Consider the following 17693-nt stretch of genomic DNA (forward strand, 5'->3'; position numbering starts at 1 on the left):
GCGCCGCAAAGGAGTTTTTCATGGAAGCGCAGATGACGACGTTGTCCGCGGGCATCCTGCTGTTCCTGATCATGGATCCGCTGGGCAACATCCCGTTGTTCCTCGCCCTGCTCAAGGACGTGCCGCCACAGCGGCGCCGCAAGGTGATGGTGCGCGAGTTGCTGATCGCCCTTGCCGTGCTTATCGGCTTCCTGCTCGGCGGCCAGTACATCCTCAAGGTGCTGCAGCTGCGCCAGGAGTCGGTCAGCATCGGCGGCGGCATCGTGCTGTTCCTGATCGGCATCCGCATGGTCTTTCCGCCTGTCGAGGGCGGCGTGTTCGGCAAGCAGGGCGAGGGCGAGCCCTTCATCGTGCCCATGGCCATCCCCGGCGTGGCCGGCCCGTCGGCCATGGCTGCGCTGCTACTGCTGACCAACTCGCAGCCTGGCCGCACGGCGGAATGGGGCATCGCCCTGTTTCTCGCCTGGCTGGCGACCGCGGTCATCCTGCTCAGCTCGACCTTCCTGTTCAAGTGGCTGGGCGAAAGTGTTCTCACGGCGCTCGAGCGTCTGATGGGCATGTTGCTGATCGCCCTGTCGGTCCAGATGTTCCTGACCGGACTTTCCGCTTACCTGCACATTGCCGTATGAACATACGAGGCAGTAGGGTTGCTGTCATAATTCCCCGCGAGCATGTCCGGGGGTAGGCGCCGTCTACCTTTGGGCATGTCGTAGCCCCTCAAGGGGCACTGAGGACGTTCGAAGGTATGAAAAACACGACTCTGCCCCATCTTTGGGAGCCCAAGTCATGCTGAGCATCGATCAGACCCTGGCCGAGCGCATTCCCTGGCTGGACCAGCACCCCCTTCTCCGCAAGCCCCTTGTCGGCATGCTGGAAAAGCTGGCCCACGAGACACGTTTCAACAAGACACTCGACCACGCCGGTTCGGCGCTGGGCTTCGACTTCTGCGAGCGGACGCTGGACTATCTCGGCGTCAGCTGTCGCATCACCGAGCGCGAGCGCGAGAACATTCCCGTCGAGGGGCCGTTGCTCGTCGTCGCCAATCATCCGCTCGGCATGGTCGACGCGATCGCCCTGCTGCAGATGATCGGTACGGTACGGCGTGATGTACGCATCCTGGGCAACGATGTCCTCGCGGCCGTGCCGCAACTGGGTCCGTTGCTGTTGCCGGTGGACGTGTTCGGCAAGGGCGGCGCCTCGAAGATGCGCGGTATTTTCCGCAGCATCGAAGCCGGCGAAGTCCTGGTGATCTTCCCGGCCGGCGAAGTGTCCCGCATGGGCGCGACCGGCGTGCGCGACGGCAAGTGGTCCGACGGATTTGCCCGCATCGCCATGCGTACGGGCGTGCCCGTGTTGCCCGTGCATATCGCTGCGCGCAATTCGGCCATGTTCTACGGCGTGTCCATGCTGGCCAAGCCGCTCAGCACGGCGATGCTTCCGCGCGAAGCGACCTCGGGCAAGCAGCGCGTCGGCTTCCGCATCGGCAAGCTCGTCGACGCCGAGGAGCTCAAGAAGCTCAGCGGTGGTTCGCCCGAGCAGGCCGCCAAGCTCATGCGTCGCCATGTGTACCGCGTGGGTCGTGGCCGCGATCTCGTGTTCGGCGGACAGACGCCGCTGGCGCATCCGGAGCCGATCGAGCGAGTCGTCGCCGAATTGGACAAGGCTGAATTTCTTGCGGATCTGCCGGATGGCAAGCGCATCCTGCTCCTGCAGGGTTCGCAAGATAGCGCCGCGCTGCGTGAGATCGGCCGTCTGCGTGAGCTCACGTTTCGCCGCGTGGGCGAGGGCACCGGCAAGCGCCGCGACCTCGATGCCTACGACCCGTACTACGAGCACCTGGTGCTGTGGGACCCGAAGGCCCTGCGCATCGTCGGTTCGTACCGCTTCGGCCACGGCGGCCGCCTGATCGCCGAGCGCGGTCTGTCGTCGCTGTATACCTCAAGTCTTTTCGATTACTCGCCGGCGCTCGAATCGCGTTTGGCGCAAGGTCTGGAGGCCGGTCGTAGTTTCGTTGCACCGGCTTACTGGCGATCGCGGGCGCTCGACCATCTGTGGCAGGGCATCGGCCTTTACCTGCAGCGTCATACGGACCTGCGTTACGTGTTCGGGCCCGTGAGCATGTCGGTCAGCATGCCGCGCGAGGCGCGCGAGTGGATTACGGTCGCTCACCAGCATTTCTTTGGTGTTGAGGGACTTGCGGCCGCGCGTATCCCCTTCGTCGTCCCCGGAGCCACCAGCGAGGCGATCCGCGCCGAGCTGGCGGGTCTCGATCCGGCGGCCGGCCTGGGCAAGCTCAAACACCGCCTGGACGCCCTCGGCGTCTCGCTGCCGGTGCTCTACCGTCAATACGTCGATCTGGTCGAGCCTTCGGGCGTCCAGTTTCTTGCGTTTGGCGAGGATCCGGACTTTTCCGGATGCGTGGACGGGCTCGTCATGTTGGATCTGGCTTCCCTGAAACCTGCGAAGCGATCTCGGTATCTTGGTAAAAACGCTTGAAATTCATAGAGGTGCGCGGGAAGGGCGCACCTCTAGGAAAAAGTGGTATTTATCAATGTTACGTGAAAATGTTACGAATCTGTCATAGAATCCCGTTAAAGTTCGCTTAACAAGTGTCGCCGTCCGGGCGCATTACGTGACCCGGATCACACCGGCCGACATCAAAAAATTGGGGAAAGCTCAACGACTGTGTCAACCCGGCCTCGCGGCCAGGTGGCCTTTCGTTCGGCCGAATTTTCGTTGCAAGTCACAGGGCAGACCATTAGATGAATAGCCGTATCCGCGCCAAACTTCTGCCGCTAGCGATCGCATCGCTTCTCGCGGCACCTGCCTTTGCGCAGGACACCTCTTCCGCCATCAGCGGTCGCGTCCTGGATGCCGGCGGCAAGCCCGTCGCCAACGCCGAGGTCAAACTCGTCCATGAACCGTCGGGCACGACGAAGATCGTCCAGACCGATGCCGAGGGCCGCTACTCCGCCCAGGGCCTGCGCGTCGGCGGTCCGTTCGACGTCACCGCGACCAAGGATGGCCACACGGTCGCCGAGCAGGGCAACGTGTTCCTGCAGTTGGCACAGACCAACGCGGTGAACCTCACCGCCGAGCAGGCCGCCGGCGCCAGCGCCCAGGCGCTCGAAGGCGTCACCGTCTCCGCGAACTCGCTGTCGCAGACGTTCTCGCCGGACAACAAGGGTCTGTCGACCAACATCTCGAACAAGGAACTGGAGTCGATCCCGACCCCGGGCCGCTCGATCCAGAACGTCGTCCGCCTCGATCCGCGCATCGTGGTCTCGGACCGTGCCCGCGGCGAAATCTCCGCCGTCGGCCAGAACAGCCGCTACAACAACATCACGGTCGACTCGGTGTCGGCCAACGATCCGTTCGGCCTGAACGCCAACGGCCTGCCGACCCTCGGCACGCCGATTTCGCAGGACGCGATCCAGGAATACAACATCTCCACCGCGAACTATGACGTGGCCACGCGTCGCGGCGTCGGCGCCAACATCAACGCCGTCACCAAGAGCGGTACGAACGACTTCCACGGTTCGGTGTACTACGCGTTCCAGAACCAGAACATGATCGGCGACAACGAGGCCAACAAGCCTTACGCCGGCTTCGACCGCCAGTTCACGGCCGGCGGTACCGTCGGTGGCCCGATCATCAAGGACAAGCTGTTCTTCTTCGGCCTGTACGAGAAGAGCAAGCAGATCGGTTCCGGTAGCCCGTATGGCCCGTCGGATTCCGGCGCGGCGATCCCGGTCAAGAACCTGACCACGGCACAGCTGAACTCGATCCGTAGCATCGCCCAGGGCCTCGGCTTCGGCGACATCGGCTCGGTCGGCGGCGGTAACCAGAACCTGCAGGACAAGCGCTACCTCGGCAAGCTGGACTGGAACATCACCGACAACCACCGCGCCAGCTTCACCTACAGCGAAACGAAGGAACAGAAGCCCATCATCACGGGCTCGGACACCAAGCTCGTGCTGTCGAGCGGCTGGTACAACACCAACGTCGATAACAAGTCCTACGCGCTGCACTTCTACGACGATTGGTCCGACATCTTCTCCAGCGATACGACCCTGTCGTACGCCAAGTTCGCGCAGAACCGTACGCCGAACGGCCCGGACATGCCGGACGTGACGATTTACCCGACCACGTTCGCCAACGGCGGTGCGGTCGAGTTCGGTTCGGAGTTCTCGAGCCAGGCAAACATCCTCAACGTGAAGTCCTGGAACGCAGCATGGGCTGGCTCGCTGTATCTCGGCGACCACACCGTGAAGGGCGGCTTCGACTACGAGAAGGACGATTACTACAACCTGTTCCTGCAGGGCGCCTTTGGTAGCTACACCTTCGAAGAACTGCCGGCTGGCCAGGGCGCCAATAACGGCCTCGCCAACTTCGCCAATGGCAAGTACTGGAAGTACTCGTACAACCGTCCGGCCAACGGCCTGGGTCTGAACGACGTCGCCGCCAAGTACAGCCTGCAGCAGTGGGGCGTGTTCCTGCAGGACACCTGGCAGGCCACGCAGAACCTTTCGGTTCAGTACGGTTTCCGCGTCGACATCCCGCTGATGAACGACAAGCCGCTGTACAACGCGACCTACGCCGCGCCGCAGAACTACGGCCAGACGAACCAGTACAACATCGACGGCCACCGCGTCTTCCAGCCGCGCATGTCGTTCAACTACCAGTTCAACACCGAGCACATGACGCAGCTGCGTGGTGGCGCCGGCCTGTTCGTGACCAACCAGCCGGCGGTGTGGCTGGGTAACATCTTCTCGAACTCCGGCGTGACCCAGACGCAGTTCGTCTGCGGTCCGAACAGCGGTGGCGTGGCGCCTTGCACGGGTACCAACCTCCCGGCCTTCAGCTCGAACCCGGCCGCGCAGAACGACGGCCGTGCGGGTGGCCAGATGACGGTCAACACCGTCACCAAGGACTGGAACATCCCGACGGCCTGGAAGCTGAGCCTCGGTTTCGACAAGGAGCTGCCGTGGTGGGGCCTGATCGCGACGGTCGACTACGAGCACATCGACCAGCGTGACGCGATCTACTTCAAGAACCTCAACCTGGGTGCGCCGGTGCGCGTCGCTCCGGACGGTCGCGCGAACTACTTCCTCACCAATGGTGCAACCAACTCGACCGGCCAGCGCTCGCGCGCCAATGCCAACTCGAAGTTCTCCGGCAGCACGATCGAGCTGGGCAACACGAGCAAGGGCGAGGCGGACAGCCTGGCACTGTCGCTGAAGAAGAACTTCTCCGACGACTGGTCCGGCATGGTCGGCTTCACCTGGACGCGTTCGACGGAAGTCAATCCGGGTACGTCCAGCGTCGCCAGCTCGAACTACAACAACAACTATGTCCTGAACTCGAACGAAGACAAGGCCAGCACGTCGAACTACTCGACCCCGCGTCGTGTGATCGCCGCCCTGACCTGGCAGCACGCCTTCTTCGGTCAGTACAACACCACCGCCAGCGTGTTCTACGACGGTCACTCGGCCGCTCCGTACACCTGGGCCTTCGGCAATGACGCCAACGGCGACGGCATCGTCAACGACGTGGCCTTCGTTCCCAAGGAAGGTCAGATCGAATTCAAGCCGGGTACCAGTACCGCGCTGCAGCAGTCGTTCTATGACTACATCCAGAACAACGACTACCTGAAGCACGAGCAGGGCAAGACGACGGCGCGTAACGGCGACCGTGCAGGCTGGATCAACCAGATCGACCTGAGCTTCAGCCAGGAAATCCCGGGCATCTTCAAGGGCAACAAGGGCCTGATCAAGTTCGATATCTACAACTTCACGAACATGCTCAAGAAGAGCTGGGGTATCGAGAAGCGCGTGAACTTCCCGGGCGGCCGCGGTCTGGCCGACTACGCAGGTATCGATCCGACCACGAACAAGTACATCTACGACATCACGGGCAAGAACTACTCGTCGGGTAACACCTACCAGCCGCTCGCGATTCCGACTTACGTCAACAACAACGACGACCTCGCCCAGCGCTGGTCGGTCCTGCTGACGGTGAAGTACACGTTCTAAGCCCACTCGCTCTCTGTGGGAGCCGATTCATCGGCGATTAGCAACCGGGACGACGGATCGTCCCAAACCAAGGCCGGCCCCCGCAAAGGGGTCGGCCTTTTTTTTGCCCGCCAAAGCCCCACTCTTGACCCCCGCGCCCGCCGCGCGTGATCCTAGGCGGTCCGCTCCCGATCCGGAGCGGGGTTCGCCGCTAATTCGCGGTCAGAAGGACGAGTCACACCATGAATGCCAATCAGTTCGGGGAGCCGGTATCCGGCAAGACGGTCAGTGCCCGCGTTTCGCCGGCCGGCGGCCTCGATATCCTTTCCCGCAACGAGGTCGCGCGCCTGCGCGACGCCAGCGGGTCCGGGTTGCACCAGCTGCTGCGCGGTTGCGCGCTGGCGGTACTGACATCGGGCAACCTTTCAGACGATCCCGGCACCATGTTCGGGAAGTACCCGGACTTCGACATCCAGGTGCTGCAGGAAGACCGCGGCATCAAGATCGAGCTGAAGAACGCACCGGAACAGGCCTTCGTCGATGGCCGCATCATCCGCGGTATCAACGAGCTGCTGGTCGCCGTCGTGCGCGACATCGTCTACGTGTCGACGCAGCTGGAAGCGGGCGCGTTCGATCTGGACGACAGCGTGGGCATCACGCACGCCGTGTTCGAGATCCTGCGCAACTCGCGCATCCTTCGTCCGCAGATCGATCCCAACCTGGTCGTCTGCTGGGGCGGTCATTCGATCTCGCGCGACGAGTACGAATACACCAAGCGGGTGGGCTACCAGCTCGGCCTGCGCGCCATGGATATCTGCACGGGTTGCGGCCCGGGTGCGATGAAGGGTCCGATGAAGGGCGCGACCATCGCGCATGCCAAGCAGCGTCGCAAGGGTAACCGCTACATCGGCGTAACCGAGCCGGGCATCATCGCGGCGGAGTCGCCGAACCCGATCGTGAACAACCTGGTGATCATGCCGGACATCGAGAAGCGTCTCGAAGCGTTCGTGCGTCTCGGTCACGGCATCATTGTGTTCCCGGGCGGCGTCGGCACGGCGGAAGAAATCCTCTACATGCTCGGCATCCTGCTGCTGCCGAAAAACAAGGGCATTCCGTTCCCGCTGATCTTCACCGGTCCGAAGAACTCGGCCTCGTATTTCGAGCAGATCGATCGTTTCCTGCGACTGGCGCTCGGCGACGAGATTGCCACGCATTACAAGATCATCATCGACGACCCGGCGGCCGTGGCGCATGCCATGGTCACGGGTATCGACAAGGTGCGTAACCACCGGCTCGACAACAAGGACGCATTCTTCTTCAACTGGGCGCTGGATATCCCGCTGCCGTTCCAGCAGCCGTTCCGTCCTACCCATGAGGCGATGGCTGGCCTGGCCCTGCATCGTGACCGCCCGCGCCACGAACTCGCCGCCGACCTGCGTCGTGCGTTCTCGGGCATCGTCGCCGGCAACGTCAAGGAAGAGGGCGTGCGCGCCATCGAGCAGTTCGGCCCGTTCGTCATCGACGGCGAGCCGGAGATCATGCGTGCGCTGGACGACCTGCTTAAAGCTTTCGTCGAGCAGCACCGCATGAAGCTTCCAGGTGGCACCGCTTACGAGCCGTGCTACGTGGTGCGTACGTAAAACTACTTAGCGGCGCCGCGTATCGCGCGGCGCCGTTTTACCGTTTTATGAACGGAACGCCTGAACGCGTTCCGCGCATCACATGTCCTAGACGACCCCCTGCGCAACGATGCACTCCGAGTTCACTGCCGGAGACACCCATGCTCGTTACCATCCTGCTCGTCATCCTCATTCTCGCCCTCGTCGGCGGCCTTCCTACCTGGGGCTATTCGCGCTCATGGGGTTATGGTCCGAGCGGTGGTATCGGCGTTATCCTCGCCATCATCCTGATCTGCTGGTTGCTCGGCGTCTTCTGACTTCGTGGCGTCGGGGTGACCCCGCCCCGACGCCACTGGAGGACGTCATGACCCGACCGCATCGTCCCGTGCCCGACACGGACAAGACGCCTCCCGGCACCTCGCCGCCCCCCTACGACCACGAGCCCGTCGAGCGTCCCGGGCCCGACCCCGACACCGATGGCGAGCCCCTGGACACCTGATGGCGCTCCGTCGAGTTCGCTGGCCAGGCGACGTCCTGCCGCGATCGTTCTACCAGCGTGATGCCCGTGAGGTCGCCCAGGCCCTGCTCAACAAGGTCCTGGCGTGCAGCGACGGGCGAGCGGGGCGGATTGTCGAAGTCGAAGCATATGTCGGTGCCATCGACCCGGCCGCGCATACGTTCCGCGGCAAGACGGCGCGCAATGCGGTGATGTTCGGCCCGCCTGGACACATGTATGTCTACTTCACCTATGGGATGCACTGGTGCGCCAACACCGTATGCGGTGACGTGGGCGAGGGTTCCGGGGTACTCATCCGGGCGCTGGAACCTGTCGCTGGCATCGAGCGGATGCGCGAAGCGCGGCCGAAAGTGAAGCGGGAGCGTGAGCTATGCAGCGGGCCGGCGCGGCTGGCGCAGGCCATGGGCATAACCGGTGAGCAGAACGGTATCGATCTGGTGCGCGCACGCGCGGGCTACGCCATTCTCGACGATGGCTCGCCGGCGCCCGAGAACGTGCCGGGCTCGGCCCGCATTGGCATTCGGCAGGGGACGGACCTGCTCTGGCGCTGGCTGGTGGCGGGGAACCCCCACGTCTCAAGACCCTGAATGGACGCGCAAGAAACGCCGTCCGGCCCTTGGCTTCGCTTGCCGCCAGAGCTAGCCTGCGTGAAGACATCGACAGGGAGTTCCATATGAAGCGCATTGCCATTGCCGCCGCCATGTTCGCCACCGTCCTATCGTGTGGCGTCGCCGCTGCCGACACCTTTCGCGTGGGTTCGCAGGTCGTCACCACCGGAGACAGCGAGGGGCGCCTCCGCGAAATCGCGGGCAAGCCGGATCGCGAGACGCCGATCGAGTCCCGTAACGGTGGTCTGGAGGGATATCGCCTCGAGTACTTCCAGAAGGGCAAGTCGGTGCAGGTCGAAGTGGTCAACGGGCGCGTTCGCTCGATCACGCAGATCGACAGCTGACGCCGTGACGACGGTGGGATGATCGCCGCTAACGGTGATCACCCCACACAAGATCAGCTGGCGGTTTTCTTCGGCCCTTTGAGGGGCGTGCTGCGCGGCGTCTCCGGAAGGGGCTCGCGGCGGTTGTGCGAATAGACGTAGGAAATGAACGCGGCGGACGAACGATCCGGCGGCGGCGTGTCCACGGAGGGTGTGACGGGTTTCTTCGGGGGCATGACGATCGTCTGAGTTAGGCGGGACGAGCCCCGACCGGTGAGTCGGGGGTGAATCCGGCCAAACGAAGCCCGGGTGGTCCAACATGCGCTTTCAGTTGTTAGTTGGGTGTAACGTGACGGGTCTGACGGCCCGATGGCCGTAACACCGACGTAACCCACCACGTGTCACACGTGGACTGACAGCGAGGGCACGTCATGGATACACAGAAACAGGTCGTCGGCCCGGCCGACGCCACCAGGATCGACCTTGAGCTGCGAACCGACATGAACTACTGGACGCGCGTGCTCGGTGTGTCCGAGACATCCCTGCGCGATGCGGTGCTTCGTGTGGGTGAGCAGTCGTCCGACGTGCGTGCCGAACTGCGACGTCGCCGCTGATGGACGGTGTCGTACGCCCGTTGCGCGTGTTCGTGTTCTATCCGTCGATGAATCTTCGAACATGGACGGTGTTGTTGCCTGGCGCGACCAAGCATGTGTTTCACACGGAAGGCACGGCGATCGAGTTCGCGCTGACGCGCGCCTCGGCCATGAAGGGCAAGGGCCGTGCGGTCGAAGTGCTGCGCGAGCGGGTATCCGGTGGCTGGGTGCTCGTGCCGTTCTGAGGCCAGGCGAACGTAAGTCCGACGCAAAGAAAAAGGCCGCGCATCACTGCACGGCCTTTCAAAACCTGGCGCCCGAAGTTGGACTCGAACCAACGACCCCCTGATTAACAGCCAAGTGCACGATGTAGATATTCACTAGGATAGTCGAGTGGTTGCCGCGGGAGGCATGCATACGGGGCAGATCGTGCCGATGGGGTAGCGTTTGCGATGACGCTCGCAGAACCGAAAGCCTCGGCAAGCATCGGTGGATTGTCGCGTCAGCGCGTGGCGCTGTTCGCGTAGGTCGCGCGCAAGGCAGCTGAAGGAGTCCATGAGGTGATTCTCTTGAGGGACGGCCTCAGTGCCCGAGACGAGCTTCCCCACTAGTTGGACACAGCGTGTTCCCAGCCTACCGCAGTGAAAACGCCCAGGCCGCCCCAATTCGGTCGCTTCCATCCTGCATGGGGTGAATCAAATCCCGGCTCAACAAGCCCGGGTCATTATCCACCACTGCGAACGATGCGGCCGCGCCGCGTCCCGCGAACTTCGATCGTGCCGCTGCCTGCGCGTACGCCCTGACCAGGCTTGGACTCTCAGCGGCAAACTCCCCGCATGGGCTCTTTGCCAAGAGCTCAGGGGGCGCGCTTATCACAGGCTCGAACCCAGCATCCTCGAGGTCCTTGGCGATGGCTGCCAAGTTCGCGGCATAACTCTCGGGAGTGGTTTCGACCAGTCGCTTCGCATCGTTTGTGCCTAGGGCGATGTGCACTCGTCGAATACGATTCGCGGCAAAGCTACGTTTCGCCGATTCGAGAAGGCCGCGGCCAGGCAGCCAGTCCCAAGTCGTTGTGCCGGACCTTCCGCGATTGAAGGCAAGGGCGACAGTCGATCGGTTGGTCAGCATGGTGGTGACGACGGCCGTAGGTGGGCGGGAAACTCGCTCGCCAGATGTGATGCTGTCGCCGATAAAGCCTATGCCGATGATAGTAGGGGAGCCATCGCGAGGCGGCGGAACGGCGAGCGTAACCGGTGGCACCAGAGCCACGCAGAAAGCAAAAGCCACGAGCCCCCTGTTCACGTCACGTCTCCGAGCCTCTCGTCCTGCAGGCGCTTGGCGAAACGCCAAGGTGCGGACGGATCCTTAGATGCGCAATGTACCCGATCTGGACAAACTAGCGCTGCCATCCGTGAAATCTTGCCAATTTCACGCAAACACAGATGCCTGCATGAGCGCCTTCGGCTTACACATCACGCAAAGAAAAAGGCCGCGCATCACTGCACGGCCTTTCAAAAACCTGGCGCCCGAAGTTGGACTCGAACCAACGACCCCCTGATTAACAGTTAGGTCTACGCAGTAGCGAAAACATGTACTTACGTGCGTTTAATTTACGCCAAAGGCACATGCTCACGTCTGTTAGATCAACTACTTATTCGGCTTTTTTACACGCGTTCCAGCCACATCAACGGTCGCTATCTCGTGGTCGTAGAGCTGGGTCATCGAGGCTGACTTGTGGCCACTGGCCTGTTGCTTGTCTGCCTTCGTGCCCTCGGTGTCCGTGACGCCGCGGTGCTTGAGGCCATGCACTCCGAAACGCTCCTCCGACTCTATGAGTCCCTCTGCGATCGCCACAGTCATAGCACGCCGCCAGGCTGTGCTCATGGCGCTCTTCGTCATGCGCACTCCGTCTTCGGTCACGACCAGAGGCCGGTCCTTTGCAGCAAGCGGAATCGGCATGCGCCGGCGCGCCCAGACTTCCGCTCGTCGCTCGATCAGACATCGATGGGCGGCACGTAGCTCGGGACTCCAGCGCACGAGCGTCGGTAGGCTGCCTTTCACGCGGACGACCTTTAGGCCCTCGGCGTCCTCGTTCCAGTCGGACATATTGCGGACTTCGACGCCACGCGTACGGCAGAGGTACGCGATCGTGGCGACGGCCCAGAGGTAAGGGGCCAGCGCACCTTTGCGTCTGGCTACATACGCCCCGCGCGCCTTCAGAAGCCCGATCACCGCGTGCATGGTGTCTCGCTCAGGCATCCGGTGTGCCTTTCGCTCCGTAGCCTCCTCAGTACCCTTCGCCGGGTTGCCAACGCAGTAGCCGCGGCGACTGCCCCAGGAGTACGCCACCGATAGGTAGCGCTTCATGGCGTTGGCCTTGGTGGGGTAGTCCTCACTGATCTGGTCGACCATGATCTGGATCAGCTGCGACGTCACCAGCCTGAGTGGCAGGTAGGCGAAGCCGATGCCGAGTTTTGTCGGATGCTTGCGTAGGGCCTCGTGGCTATACCTGTACCCCTCGCGCGTCGCCTCAGCCTTCTCGCGGAAGCGCTTCGATTTGTTGAACGCGCACAGCATGTAATCCAGGGTGTCGGTCTTTACCCCGCGCACGGTTTCCATGGCCTTGTGGAGGTCGGACATCAACGCATCTTCGCCGGCCACCTGCTGGCGCTTCGCCGGCTTCCCGGCCAGCGTGTACCAGTTCCGGTCTCGCCGATTCCAGTACACGCCGACAGGAAGCTTCTTTTGGTCGATCTGGGCCGGAATCGATGGGTCGTGCCGGCGCTTGCGCCCTCGCGTCACAGGATGTCCTCCGGACGGTACTGCGGCTCGTTCGACGGGCTCAGGCCAAGCGCCGCATTGACCGCCTCGATCGTAGTCCAGATTTGCGGCCCCGGGCCCAGGCGGATGCCCTGCTCGCTGGCCCACCGCCGGACAGCCGTCGGCCGCAACTTGCCGGAGATCCGGCAGAGGTCGTCGAAGTCGACCAGGTGAGTATTTGTGCTCACGGCTTCGCCGCCTCCTGTTCCGCCCGCCATTCGGCCCAGCTCGGGTCCGTGGCCTTGTGCTGGGTCCACTCCGGCGTATCTGGGGTGGGTGTATAGGTCTTGCCCTTGCCGGCGTAGCAGCACTTGCACAGCTGGGCGTTGTCGCGGCGGTCACCGGCATAGGTCAGGTGGTCTCGGCAGAAGTACAGGCCGCAGCCGTGCTCGCCGCCATACGGATCACCGCCGCAGACGAACGACAGTCCGCGATCGATCTTTTCGGTGCACCCTGGGTGATCGCAGATCGACGGCACGCCATAGCCGATGTCGCGCTTCCAGTTGTCGTCGTACCCGATTGACCAGCCCATCAGCTGATCCCCGCATTGGCGATCTTCGACTCGTGCAGGTAGGACGTGCTGCCTTCCTCGCCGACGAGGCCGCCAGACGCGCCGTGCACTAGCCCGCCCGTTGGAATGCGGCGGAACTCCACGACCCAGACCCACGGGTTGTCGGCCCAGCTCTCGTTGCCGTTGATGGATTGCCAGATGTGACGGAAGTGCTCCATCGGGGACGCGTTGTAGGCATAGCCCGGGACGCTCCCGTGGCCGCCGGCAGCACCCTCGGCTAGACAACCCTCGCCGGTAATGGCGTGCAGTCGCTCAACGCGCACGCTGATTACCTCGAGCCAGATCCGCGAAGCCCACTTCGGCATGTGAATGCTCGGAACCCAGTGCGGGCCCATGTCGTGGTCGCGGCACTGCGCGCACCCAGGCCGATCGCAGGAAAGGTCCGGGGCCGGATCAGTCGCGCGGTAGTGCGGCTGTACCCAGATCGGGGTCTCGCCGTCGACGTCGTCGATATCGCGCCCCTTCATCGGGCGTCGGTCGGCAAACGGCGGGGCCTCGCCTTCGACGCAGTGCTCAAGCGTAAACGTCTCGCGCACGTACAGCCGATCCTCGGTCTCGTAAGGCGGTCGTGCGTCGATGTGGTCGCGATAGGCATCCGGGCGCGTGGGAATGCCCCAGGTGCCTTTGCCTGCATCGGATGCTCGTTCACCCGACAGGATCCACCCTTGCCACTGGTGCGCCGCCGAGGGTTGAGGCTTGACTAGGCGCCGGGTCACCGTCTTGCGGCCTTCGAGGATGGCGCGCACCATCGGGGCACTGAATAGGATGGGACGCTCAGCCATGATCGACTCCGTCGGCAACTACGTGGTGATGTTCAGCGCGACCAGCATTTCGGACACGCTTCGAGATAACTGGTACGGCTCGTGGACGATCTTTGAGCGACAGGCTGATGGCGATCTGCGGCGGGTCGAGAGCGACCGCGACGACACCGGGTTCGACCACATGGAGCCTGCCTGGAACGTTGCCCGGGCCCGCGGGATCGAGCGGGTTCGCGTGCTGAGCAACGACCGGACACTCCAGCCCGAGCCCTACCACGGTTAACTTGCCCAGCAGGGTCGCCTCGCGCACCATGGCGCCATTCATCAGGATGGGGAGTTCACGCATGGGAATGCGCCTCGTGTGGGTGTGGCTGGCGGGGGTAAGCAGTGGCGCTCTGATGCTTGCCTTTGTTGTGTATCCCCCAGTGCGCGGTTGGGGCGAGGGAAAGGCCCTGACCGACTGGATAGGGGCGACGGGTAGCCTGCTTGCGGCGGCTGCCACTTTCGTCGCCGCGTTTATCGCGCTGCGCGTAGCGCGGCTGCCTGTCGAACAGCAAGCTCAATTTCAGTTGGCAAAAGCGCGCGTCATGGCCCAGGGTCTCGTCGACGAATTGATCGCGGCGGAGAAAGTCGCCAAGTCGACGGCCGCCCGGCTCGGGGGCCTTTCGACTTCGACGAACATCCACGCCTTGGCGCTGGTCGGCATATACGCAGAGAACGTGAGCACCGCTTCGCTTGAACGAAACCTCCCTGCGCTCGACTGCTTCGGGCCGAAGCACGGTGAGGCGATCGCCCGAGGCGTCTATGGAGTGATGGAACTTCGCGCCTTCGGAAAGGAGATATCGACCGCCGGAGATCCGTCCATTCCGAGCATGCTTCTTGGAGACGAATATGTCCCCTACAGAGCGAAGGCTGGCATCGACATCTGCCTCAGTTCGCTGATCAAGATCACAGGCGCAATCGATGCCATACGGACTTACGCCAACAGCCACCCTTGAAAGACCGATCATTGCCGCACCGCCTCGGCGGCTGCAGGGCGACGCGATCCTTTGAACTCAGGAATGACCGGATAGGCCGGTGGCATGATGACGTTGGCCCTGATTGCCCGCCACGATGCGGCGTTGTTGAAGACGATGGGACCAGCGTCGTTGTCGACCATGCCAGGGGAAGGCGGGACAGCGATCTTGTCGAGCACGTCGCACGGCACAGCCACGGCGGAGCACCCGCTGTTGTAGTAGCCGAGCTTGGCGAGAACCTGGTCTTCCGGGTACTTGCCGGCCCACGAAAGCGGATAGGCATAGCCGGAATCGTTCGGACGCCATACGGTGATGAAGGGATCGCGGCGGTGCGTGTGCTTCACGCTGACGATGTAATACTCAGCCACGGGGCACCTCCGGCGCGGCGCCGAGCTTCGCGTAAACATCTTGCGGCTTACATCCTACGCCAATGACGAACAACGTTTCCGCCTTCTTGCTTCCTTGCATGAGGCGCGCAAGGGCAGCCAGTTCGATGAAGCCAATTTTTTGCCACCCATCCGGCACGCCTTCGGGGCGCGGCTGGGCATGTCGCGAAATCTGACCCGTGCCATCGCAATTTTTGCAACGAACGCGCTGGCCATTGCTGCCATCTGCTGTGCGCTCACCCCGCCCGAAACACAATTTACACGGCTCCCGGACCACCACCTCCCCAGCCTGCTCACCCGTGGGGGTGGGATCGCGTCCTGTTGCGATCGCACCCAATTGGTACTCGATCGCCTGGTCCAACGTGTAGTGGCCGTCCTTCGCGTTCCGCATGAGCCACACGCTGTTCTTGGCAATGGCTTCCCACAGATCGACAGGAAGATGCGTGTACCTCGGGACGTCACCCGTGGGGCGGGGATGGGCGAGGGCTAGCTTCATGTCGCGCACAGCATCGATGACGCAAGCCATCGTGTACCCGATCTTTTCGTCATCGATGAAGACGATGGGCGAGCAGTCCTCGTCGTTAAGCCGGATGGTGAGAGACAGCTCAGACCAACCAGCCGGCAGATCCACATCCACCGCCTCTACAGGCTGCGCAGGCTTAAACCGCGCGGCATCCTCATCGAGGACCAGGTCGGCGTACTCGTAGAAATGCTCGCGCAGATCCTTGGTGTGCGCTTCCTTCCCGTGCATCCACGGCTCGACATGCGCGACGGCACGTACCTTGAGGTCGCGCTCGGTGCCATAGCGGTACCAGACGGCGTTGAAGTTGCGCGCTACGGCCTCGGCCACCGCCTTCGACGGCATCGCGACGAGATCGTCGGGGCCGGCAATGTAGAGGCTCCACAGTTCGTTGCTCATGCTTCGGTGTCCTTCGCCACAGGCAGGGCGTAGAGGTTGAGGGTGTTGCGATCGTGGGTCGCGATCACGGCGTGCCCGAGCCGGCGCGCCGTGGACACCCTCGCCATCGTTACGTCGTCCAGCAGGACGGTGGCGAAGTGTGTTCCGTTCGGGTAGCTGCTGGCCCAAGTCGTGCGCAGGTTCTGCTCGCGCGTCTCGAGATCGGCCACACGACGCCGCAGCGCCTGCGCCTCGCGCTGGCTGATGGTCTTCCTGGTCATGCGCCGAGCTCCTTTACGCGCTGGTTGACGGCGTCGCGCTTGTCGTACTCGCTCCGCAGGGCCGCGCCGAGCTTCTCAGCCCCGTCGATCACGGCCTGCTCTGCCGCCTCGCCGAAAGTGTCGAACTGGGCGAGGAAGTCAGCATCGCTCGCCATGTCGAGCGACACCTCGAGCGTGCATCCGAGGTCCTCGACCTGAACTTTCACCTTGATCTTGCTCATGCCTTCGTTCCCTCGCTGTCGCGCGCGGCGAGTAAGATCTCGTGGTCGACCAGCAGGCCTTCGTAGTCGTCCTTCAATGCCTCGTAGGTCCCATGGATGTCTTCCACCATGTCGACAACCTCGCGTGCCGTCAGGCTCACGCACTTAACAGGATCGGCGTAGACGCGCTGCTCGGCCCAGTCATAGAGGTAGAAGAGCTCACGGCTCAGCTTGCGAAGATCGGCCTGCACGACCGAGGTGCGAGTCATCAGAGACCCGAGCTCTTCGGAGAGGCGTAACGCCGTGGCAGCGAATTCTCGATGAAGGATGGCCGTGCCACCGGCGGCCGCCCAGGCCTCCGTATTCCGCCGGTAGTCGTCGATCAGGATGTCGCCCTTGGCGTGCATAAAGAGCGGCTTGCTGGACCCGCCGAGGACCGGCAGTACGGTGACGTGAGCCGAGAGGTGGGCGCGGACCCATTCCACCTTCTGCGTGGCCACGTGCGCGTAGTTCGACTTCGGGCAGGCCGTGAGGATGATCGGGTCCAGGTGCTCGATCGAGCGAAAGAACTCGAGAGCGCCTTCCATCGGCGGCAGGTCGCGGAAGAACGACGGGTGTCCGTTGATCTTCAGCCACATGTCGTCGTCGGCCATATCGCGGTGGTCCAGGCCGAACACGGCCGGGAACGTGCCATCAAAGTCGGCCATGACGCCGTCGAGGTCGAGGTAAAGTCGGCGGCTCATGCGGCCACCACTTCGCGCACGTAGAACGCCACCGGCATGTCCTCGGTATCCCAGATGCCGCAGAACAACCAGCCCTCGCCTGCCGGCGGAGTCGGGGTCCAGAGAGAAACATCGCAGTCCCCGCTCTCTACGAAGTCGTTCGCCTGTTCCTCGGTGGCATCCGACTCGAACCAGACGAAGTCGATCTCGAAGCCTGCCGCCGCGAACTTCGCGCGGTCATAGGCCTCCTCGTTGTCGTCCATGTTCCAGCGATCCGACTGCAGATCGGGGTGGACGCACATGCCATCCTCGTCGCGCGGAGGCATGACGGATGGGTCGAACAGCTTGCGGATGGCGGTATCCATGC

General features: G+C 63.1%; 24 protein-coding genes. 12 read left to right on the top strand and 12 right to left on the bottom strand.

Annotated elements, in window-relative coordinates; translation table 11 throughout:
• Nucleotides 1-32: 32 nt before the first annotated feature.
• The 8 genes from AC1DYM_RS06630 (at nt 33) to AC1DYM_RS06665 (ending at nt 9102) form a co-directional block, all read left to right on the top strand.
• Nucleotides 33-629 carry a YhgN family NAAT transporter gene (locus AC1DYM_RS06630; RefSeq protein WP_046966471.1) on the top strand — a complete coding sequence of 199 codons (597 nt, stop codon included), beginning with the start codon at nt 33-35 and terminating at the stop codon, nt 627-629.
• Nucleotides 630-786: 157 nt separating this feature from the next.
• Nucleotides 787-2496, top strand: coding sequence for a bifunctional ornithine lipid synthase OlsF (olsF, locus tag AC1DYM_RS06635; protein ID WP_477337160.1), 1710 nt, complete (start codon nt 787-789; stop codon nt 2494-2496).
• A gap of 266 nt (nt 2497-2762) precedes the next feature.
• Entirely contained in the window at nt 2763-6035 is a 3273-nt protein-coding gene (locus tag AC1DYM_RS06640) for a TonB-dependent receptor (RefSeq protein ID WP_477337162.1), read from the top strand.
• A gap of 221 nt (nt 6036-6256) precedes the next feature.
• Nucleotides 6257-7654: a nucleotide 5'-monophosphate nucleosidase PpnN gene (ppnN, locus tag AC1DYM_RS06645; RefSeq protein WP_046966427.1), complete on the top strand. Its 1398-nt coding sequence runs from the start codon at nt 6257-6259 to the stop codon at nt 7652-7654.
• A gap of 140 nt (nt 7655-7794) precedes the next feature.
• A complete protein-coding gene (locus AC1DYM_RS06650; protein ID WP_071924962.1) occupies nt 7795-7950 on the top strand; it encodes a DUF3309 family protein in 156 nt (51 codons plus the stop codon).
• A 47-nt stretch (nt 7951-7997) separates the two neighbouring features.
• Nucleotides 7998-8132 (top strand): hypothetical protein, encoded by a 135-nt coding sequence (locus AC1DYM_RS06655; protein WP_280136184.1) that lies wholly within the window; start codon nt 7998-8000, stop codon nt 8130-8132.
• Nucleotides 8132-8737, top strand: a complete 606-nt coding sequence (locus AC1DYM_RS06660; protein WP_477337165.1) for a DNA-3-methyladenine glycosylase — start codon at nt 8132-8134, stop codon at nt 8735-8737. Before AC1DYM_RS06655 ends, AC1DYM_RS06660 begins: the two co-directional genes overlap by 1 nt.
• 86 nt (nt 8738-8823) lie before the next feature.
• Nucleotides 8824-9102, top strand: coding sequence for a DUF2845 domain-containing protein (locus AC1DYM_RS06665; RefSeq protein ID WP_477337167.1), 279 nt, complete (start codon nt 8824-8826; stop codon nt 9100-9102).
• Between the two features lie 53 nt (nt 9103-9155).
• On the opposite strand, the gene AC1DYM_RS06670 is transcribed toward AC1DYM_RS06665, so the two are convergent.
• On the bottom strand, nt 9156-9317 hold the full coding sequence (locus AC1DYM_RS06670; protein ID WP_156165886.1) for a hypothetical protein: 162 nt from the start codon (nt 9315-9317) through the stop codon (nt 9156-9158).
• A 195-nt stretch (nt 9318-9512) separates the two neighbouring features.
• Here AC1DYM_RS06670 and AC1DYM_RS06675 point away from each other — a divergent pair, with 195 nt between their 5' ends.
• The gene (locus tag AC1DYM_RS06675) at nt 9513-9695 is read left to right on the top strand and encodes a DUF3606 domain-containing protein (protein WP_477337169.1); all 183 of its coding nucleotides are present in this window, start codon (nt 9513-9515) and stop codon (nt 9693-9695) included.
• Nucleotides 9695-9919, top strand: coding sequence for a hypothetical protein (locus tag AC1DYM_RS06680; RefSeq protein WP_477337171.1), 225 nt, complete (start codon nt 9695-9697; stop codon nt 9917-9919). The genes AC1DYM_RS06675 and AC1DYM_RS06680 overlap by 1 nt, the downstream gene beginning before the upstream one ends.
• A 388-nt stretch (nt 9920-10307) precedes the next feature.
• On the opposite strand, the gene AC1DYM_RS06685 is transcribed toward AC1DYM_RS06680, so the two are convergent.
• The 5 genes from AC1DYM_RS06685 to AC1DYM_RS06705 form a co-directional block, all read right to left on the bottom strand.
• Nucleotides 10308-10976 carry an SGNH/GDSL hydrolase family protein gene (locus AC1DYM_RS06685; protein WP_477337173.1) on the bottom strand — a complete coding sequence of 223 codons (669 nt, stop codon included), beginning with the start codon at nt 10974-10976 and terminating at the stop codon, nt 10308-10310.
• Nucleotides 10977-11321: 345 nt separating this feature from the next.
• Nucleotides 11322-12476: a site-specific integrase gene (locus AC1DYM_RS06690; RefSeq protein ID WP_477337175.1), complete on the bottom strand. Its 1155-nt coding sequence runs from the start codon at nt 12474-12476 to the stop codon at nt 11322-11324.
• Nucleotides 12473-12682: a hypothetical protein gene (locus tag AC1DYM_RS06695; protein WP_477337177.1), complete on the bottom strand. Its 210-nt coding sequence runs from the start codon at nt 12680-12682 to the stop codon at nt 12473-12475. Before AC1DYM_RS06695 ends, AC1DYM_RS06690 begins: the two co-directional genes overlap by 4 nt.
• The gene (locus AC1DYM_RS06700) at nt 12679-13026 is read right to left on the bottom strand and encodes a hypothetical protein (protein WP_477337179.1); all 348 of its coding nucleotides are present in this window, start codon (nt 13024-13026) and stop codon (nt 12679-12681) included. Before AC1DYM_RS06700 ends, AC1DYM_RS06695 begins: the two co-directional genes overlap by 4 nt.
• Nucleotides 13026-13847, bottom strand: coding sequence for a hypothetical protein (locus tag AC1DYM_RS06705; RefSeq protein WP_477337181.1), 822 nt, complete (start codon nt 13845-13847; stop codon nt 13026-13028). The genes AC1DYM_RS06700 and AC1DYM_RS06705 overlap by 1 nt, the downstream gene beginning before the upstream one ends.
• Here AC1DYM_RS06705 and AC1DYM_RS06710 point away from each other — a divergent pair.
• Nucleotides 13846-14106: a hypothetical protein gene (locus tag AC1DYM_RS06710; protein ID WP_477337183.1), complete on the top strand. Its 261-nt coding sequence runs from the start codon at nt 13846-13848 to the stop codon at nt 14104-14106. The two genes, AC1DYM_RS06705 and AC1DYM_RS06710, sit on opposite strands and share 2 nt — an antisense overlap.
• A 61-nt stretch (nt 14107-14167) precedes the next feature.
• Complete coding sequence (locus AC1DYM_RS06715; protein WP_477337185.1) at nt 14168-14821, top strand: hypothetical protein; 654 nt, start codon at nt 14168-14170, stop codon at nt 14819-14821.
• A gap of 8 nt (nt 14822-14829) precedes the next feature.
• Here the strand turns inward: AC1DYM_RS06715 and AC1DYM_RS06720 are convergent, their stop codons facing one another.
• The 6 genes from AC1DYM_RS06720 to AC1DYM_RS06745 are packed head-to-tail and all read right to left on the bottom strand — an operon-like array spanning nt 14830 to nt 17691.
• The gene (locus AC1DYM_RS06720) at nt 14830-15207 is read right to left on the bottom strand and encodes a hypothetical protein (protein ID WP_477337187.1); all 378 of its coding nucleotides are present in this window, start codon (nt 15205-15207) and stop codon (nt 14830-14832) included.
• Nucleotides 15200-16144, bottom strand: coding sequence for a DnaJ-like cysteine-rich domain-containing protein (locus AC1DYM_RS06725; RefSeq protein WP_477337189.1), 945 nt, complete (start codon nt 16142-16144; stop codon nt 15200-15202). The genes AC1DYM_RS06720 and AC1DYM_RS06725 overlap by 8 nt, the downstream gene beginning before the upstream one ends.
• Nucleotides 16141-16404 (bottom strand): hypothetical protein, encoded by a 264-nt coding sequence (locus tag AC1DYM_RS06730; RefSeq protein ID WP_477337191.1) that lies wholly within the window; start codon nt 16402-16404, stop codon nt 16141-16143. Before AC1DYM_RS06730 ends, AC1DYM_RS06725 begins: the two co-directional genes overlap by 4 nt.
• Nucleotides 16401-16625, bottom strand: a complete 225-nt coding sequence (locus AC1DYM_RS06735) for a hypothetical protein (RefSeq protein WP_477337193.1) — start codon at nt 16623-16625, stop codon at nt 16401-16403. Before AC1DYM_RS06735 ends, AC1DYM_RS06730 begins: the two co-directional genes overlap by 4 nt.
• Entirely contained in the window at nt 16622-17347 is a 726-nt protein-coding gene (locus tag AC1DYM_RS06740) for a 5' nucleotidase, NT5C type (RefSeq protein ID WP_477337195.1), read from the bottom strand. The genes AC1DYM_RS06735 and AC1DYM_RS06740 overlap by 4 nt, the downstream gene beginning before the upstream one ends.
• Entirely contained in the window at nt 17344-17691 is a 348-nt protein-coding gene (locus AC1DYM_RS06745) for a hypothetical protein (RefSeq protein WP_477337197.1), read from the bottom strand. Before AC1DYM_RS06745 ends, AC1DYM_RS06740 begins: the two co-directional genes overlap by 4 nt.
• Between the last annotated feature and the right edge of the window lie 2 nt (nt 17692-17693).

It is taken from the genome of Luteibacter sp. P1_D3 (assembly GCF_056406135.1).

Bases quoted from the DNA above. Each gene is read 5' to 3' on its own strand.
- AC1DYM_RS06630 (WP_046966471.1), top strand. From the start codon at position 33: ATGACGACGTTGTCCGCGGGCATCCTGCTGTTCCTGATCATGGATCCG.
- olsF (WP_477337160.1), top strand. From the start codon at position 787: ATGCTGAGCATCGATCAGACCCTGGCCGAGCGCATTCCCTGGCTGGAC.
- AC1DYM_RS06640 (WP_477337162.1), top strand. From the start codon at position 2,763: ATGAATAGCCGTATCCGCGCCAAACTTCTGCCGCTAGCGATCGCATCG.
- ppnN (WP_046966427.1), top strand. From the start codon at position 6,257: ATGAATGCCAATCAGTTCGGGGAGCCGGTATCCGGCAAGACGGTCAGT.
- AC1DYM_RS06650 (WP_071924962.1), top strand. From the start codon at position 7,795: ATGCTCGTTACCATCCTGCTCGTCATCCTCATTCTCGCCCTCGTCGGC.
- AC1DYM_RS06655 (WP_280136184.1), top strand. From the start codon at position 7,998: ATGACCCGACCGCATCGTCCCGTGCCCGACACGGACAAGACGCCTCCC.
- AC1DYM_RS06660 (WP_477337165.1), top strand. From the start codon at position 8,132: ATGGCGCTCCGTCGAGTTCGCTGGCCAGGCGACGTCCTGCCGCGATCG.
- AC1DYM_RS06665 (WP_477337167.1), top strand. From the start codon at position 8,824: ATGAAGCGCATTGCCATTGCCGCCGCCATGTTCGCCACCGTCCTATCG.
- AC1DYM_RS06670 (WP_156165886.1), bottom strand. From the start codon at position 9,317: ATGCCCCCGAAGAAACCCGTCACACCCTCCGTGGACACGCCGCCGCCG.
- AC1DYM_RS06675 (WP_477337169.1), top strand. From the start codon at position 9,513: ATGGATACACAGAAACAGGTCGTCGGCCCGGCCGACGCCACCAGGATC.
- AC1DYM_RS06680 (WP_477337171.1), top strand. From the start codon at position 9,695: ATGGACGGTGTCGTACGCCCGTTGCGCGTGTTCGTGTTCTATCCGTCG.
- AC1DYM_RS06700 (WP_477337179.1), bottom strand. From the start codon at position 13,026: ATGGGCTGGTCAATCGGGTACGACGACAACTGGAAGCGCGACATCGGC.
- AC1DYM_RS06710 (WP_477337183.1), top strand. From the start codon at position 13,846: ATGATCGACTCCGTCGGCAACTACGTGGTGATGTTCAGCGCGACCAGC.
- AC1DYM_RS06705 (WP_477337181.1), bottom strand. From the start codon at position 13,847: ATGGCTGAGCGTCCCATCCTATTCAGTGCCCCGATGGTGCGCGCCATC.
- AC1DYM_RS06715 (WP_477337185.1), top strand. From the start codon at position 14,168: ATGGGAATGCGCCTCGTGTGGGTGTGGCTGGCGGGGGTAAGCAGTGGC.
- AC1DYM_RS06725 (WP_477337189.1), bottom strand. From the start codon at position 16,144: ATGAGCAACGAACTGTGGAGCCTCTACATTGCCGGCCCCGACGATCTC.
- AC1DYM_RS06730 (WP_477337191.1), bottom strand. From the start codon at position 16,404: ATGACCAGGAAGACCATCAGCCAGCGCGAGGCGCAGGCGCTGCGGCGT.
- AC1DYM_RS06735 (WP_477337193.1), bottom strand. From the start codon at position 16,625: ATGAGCAAGATCAAGGTGAAAGTTCAGGTCGAGGACCTCGGATGCACG.
- AC1DYM_RS06740 (WP_477337195.1), bottom strand. From the start codon at position 17,347: ATGAGCCGCCGACTTTACCTCGACCTCGACGGCGTCATGGCCGACTTT.
- AC1DYM_RS06745 (WP_477337197.1), bottom strand. From the start codon at position 17,691: ATGGATACCGCCATCCGCAAGCTGTTCGACCCATCCGTCATGCCTCCG.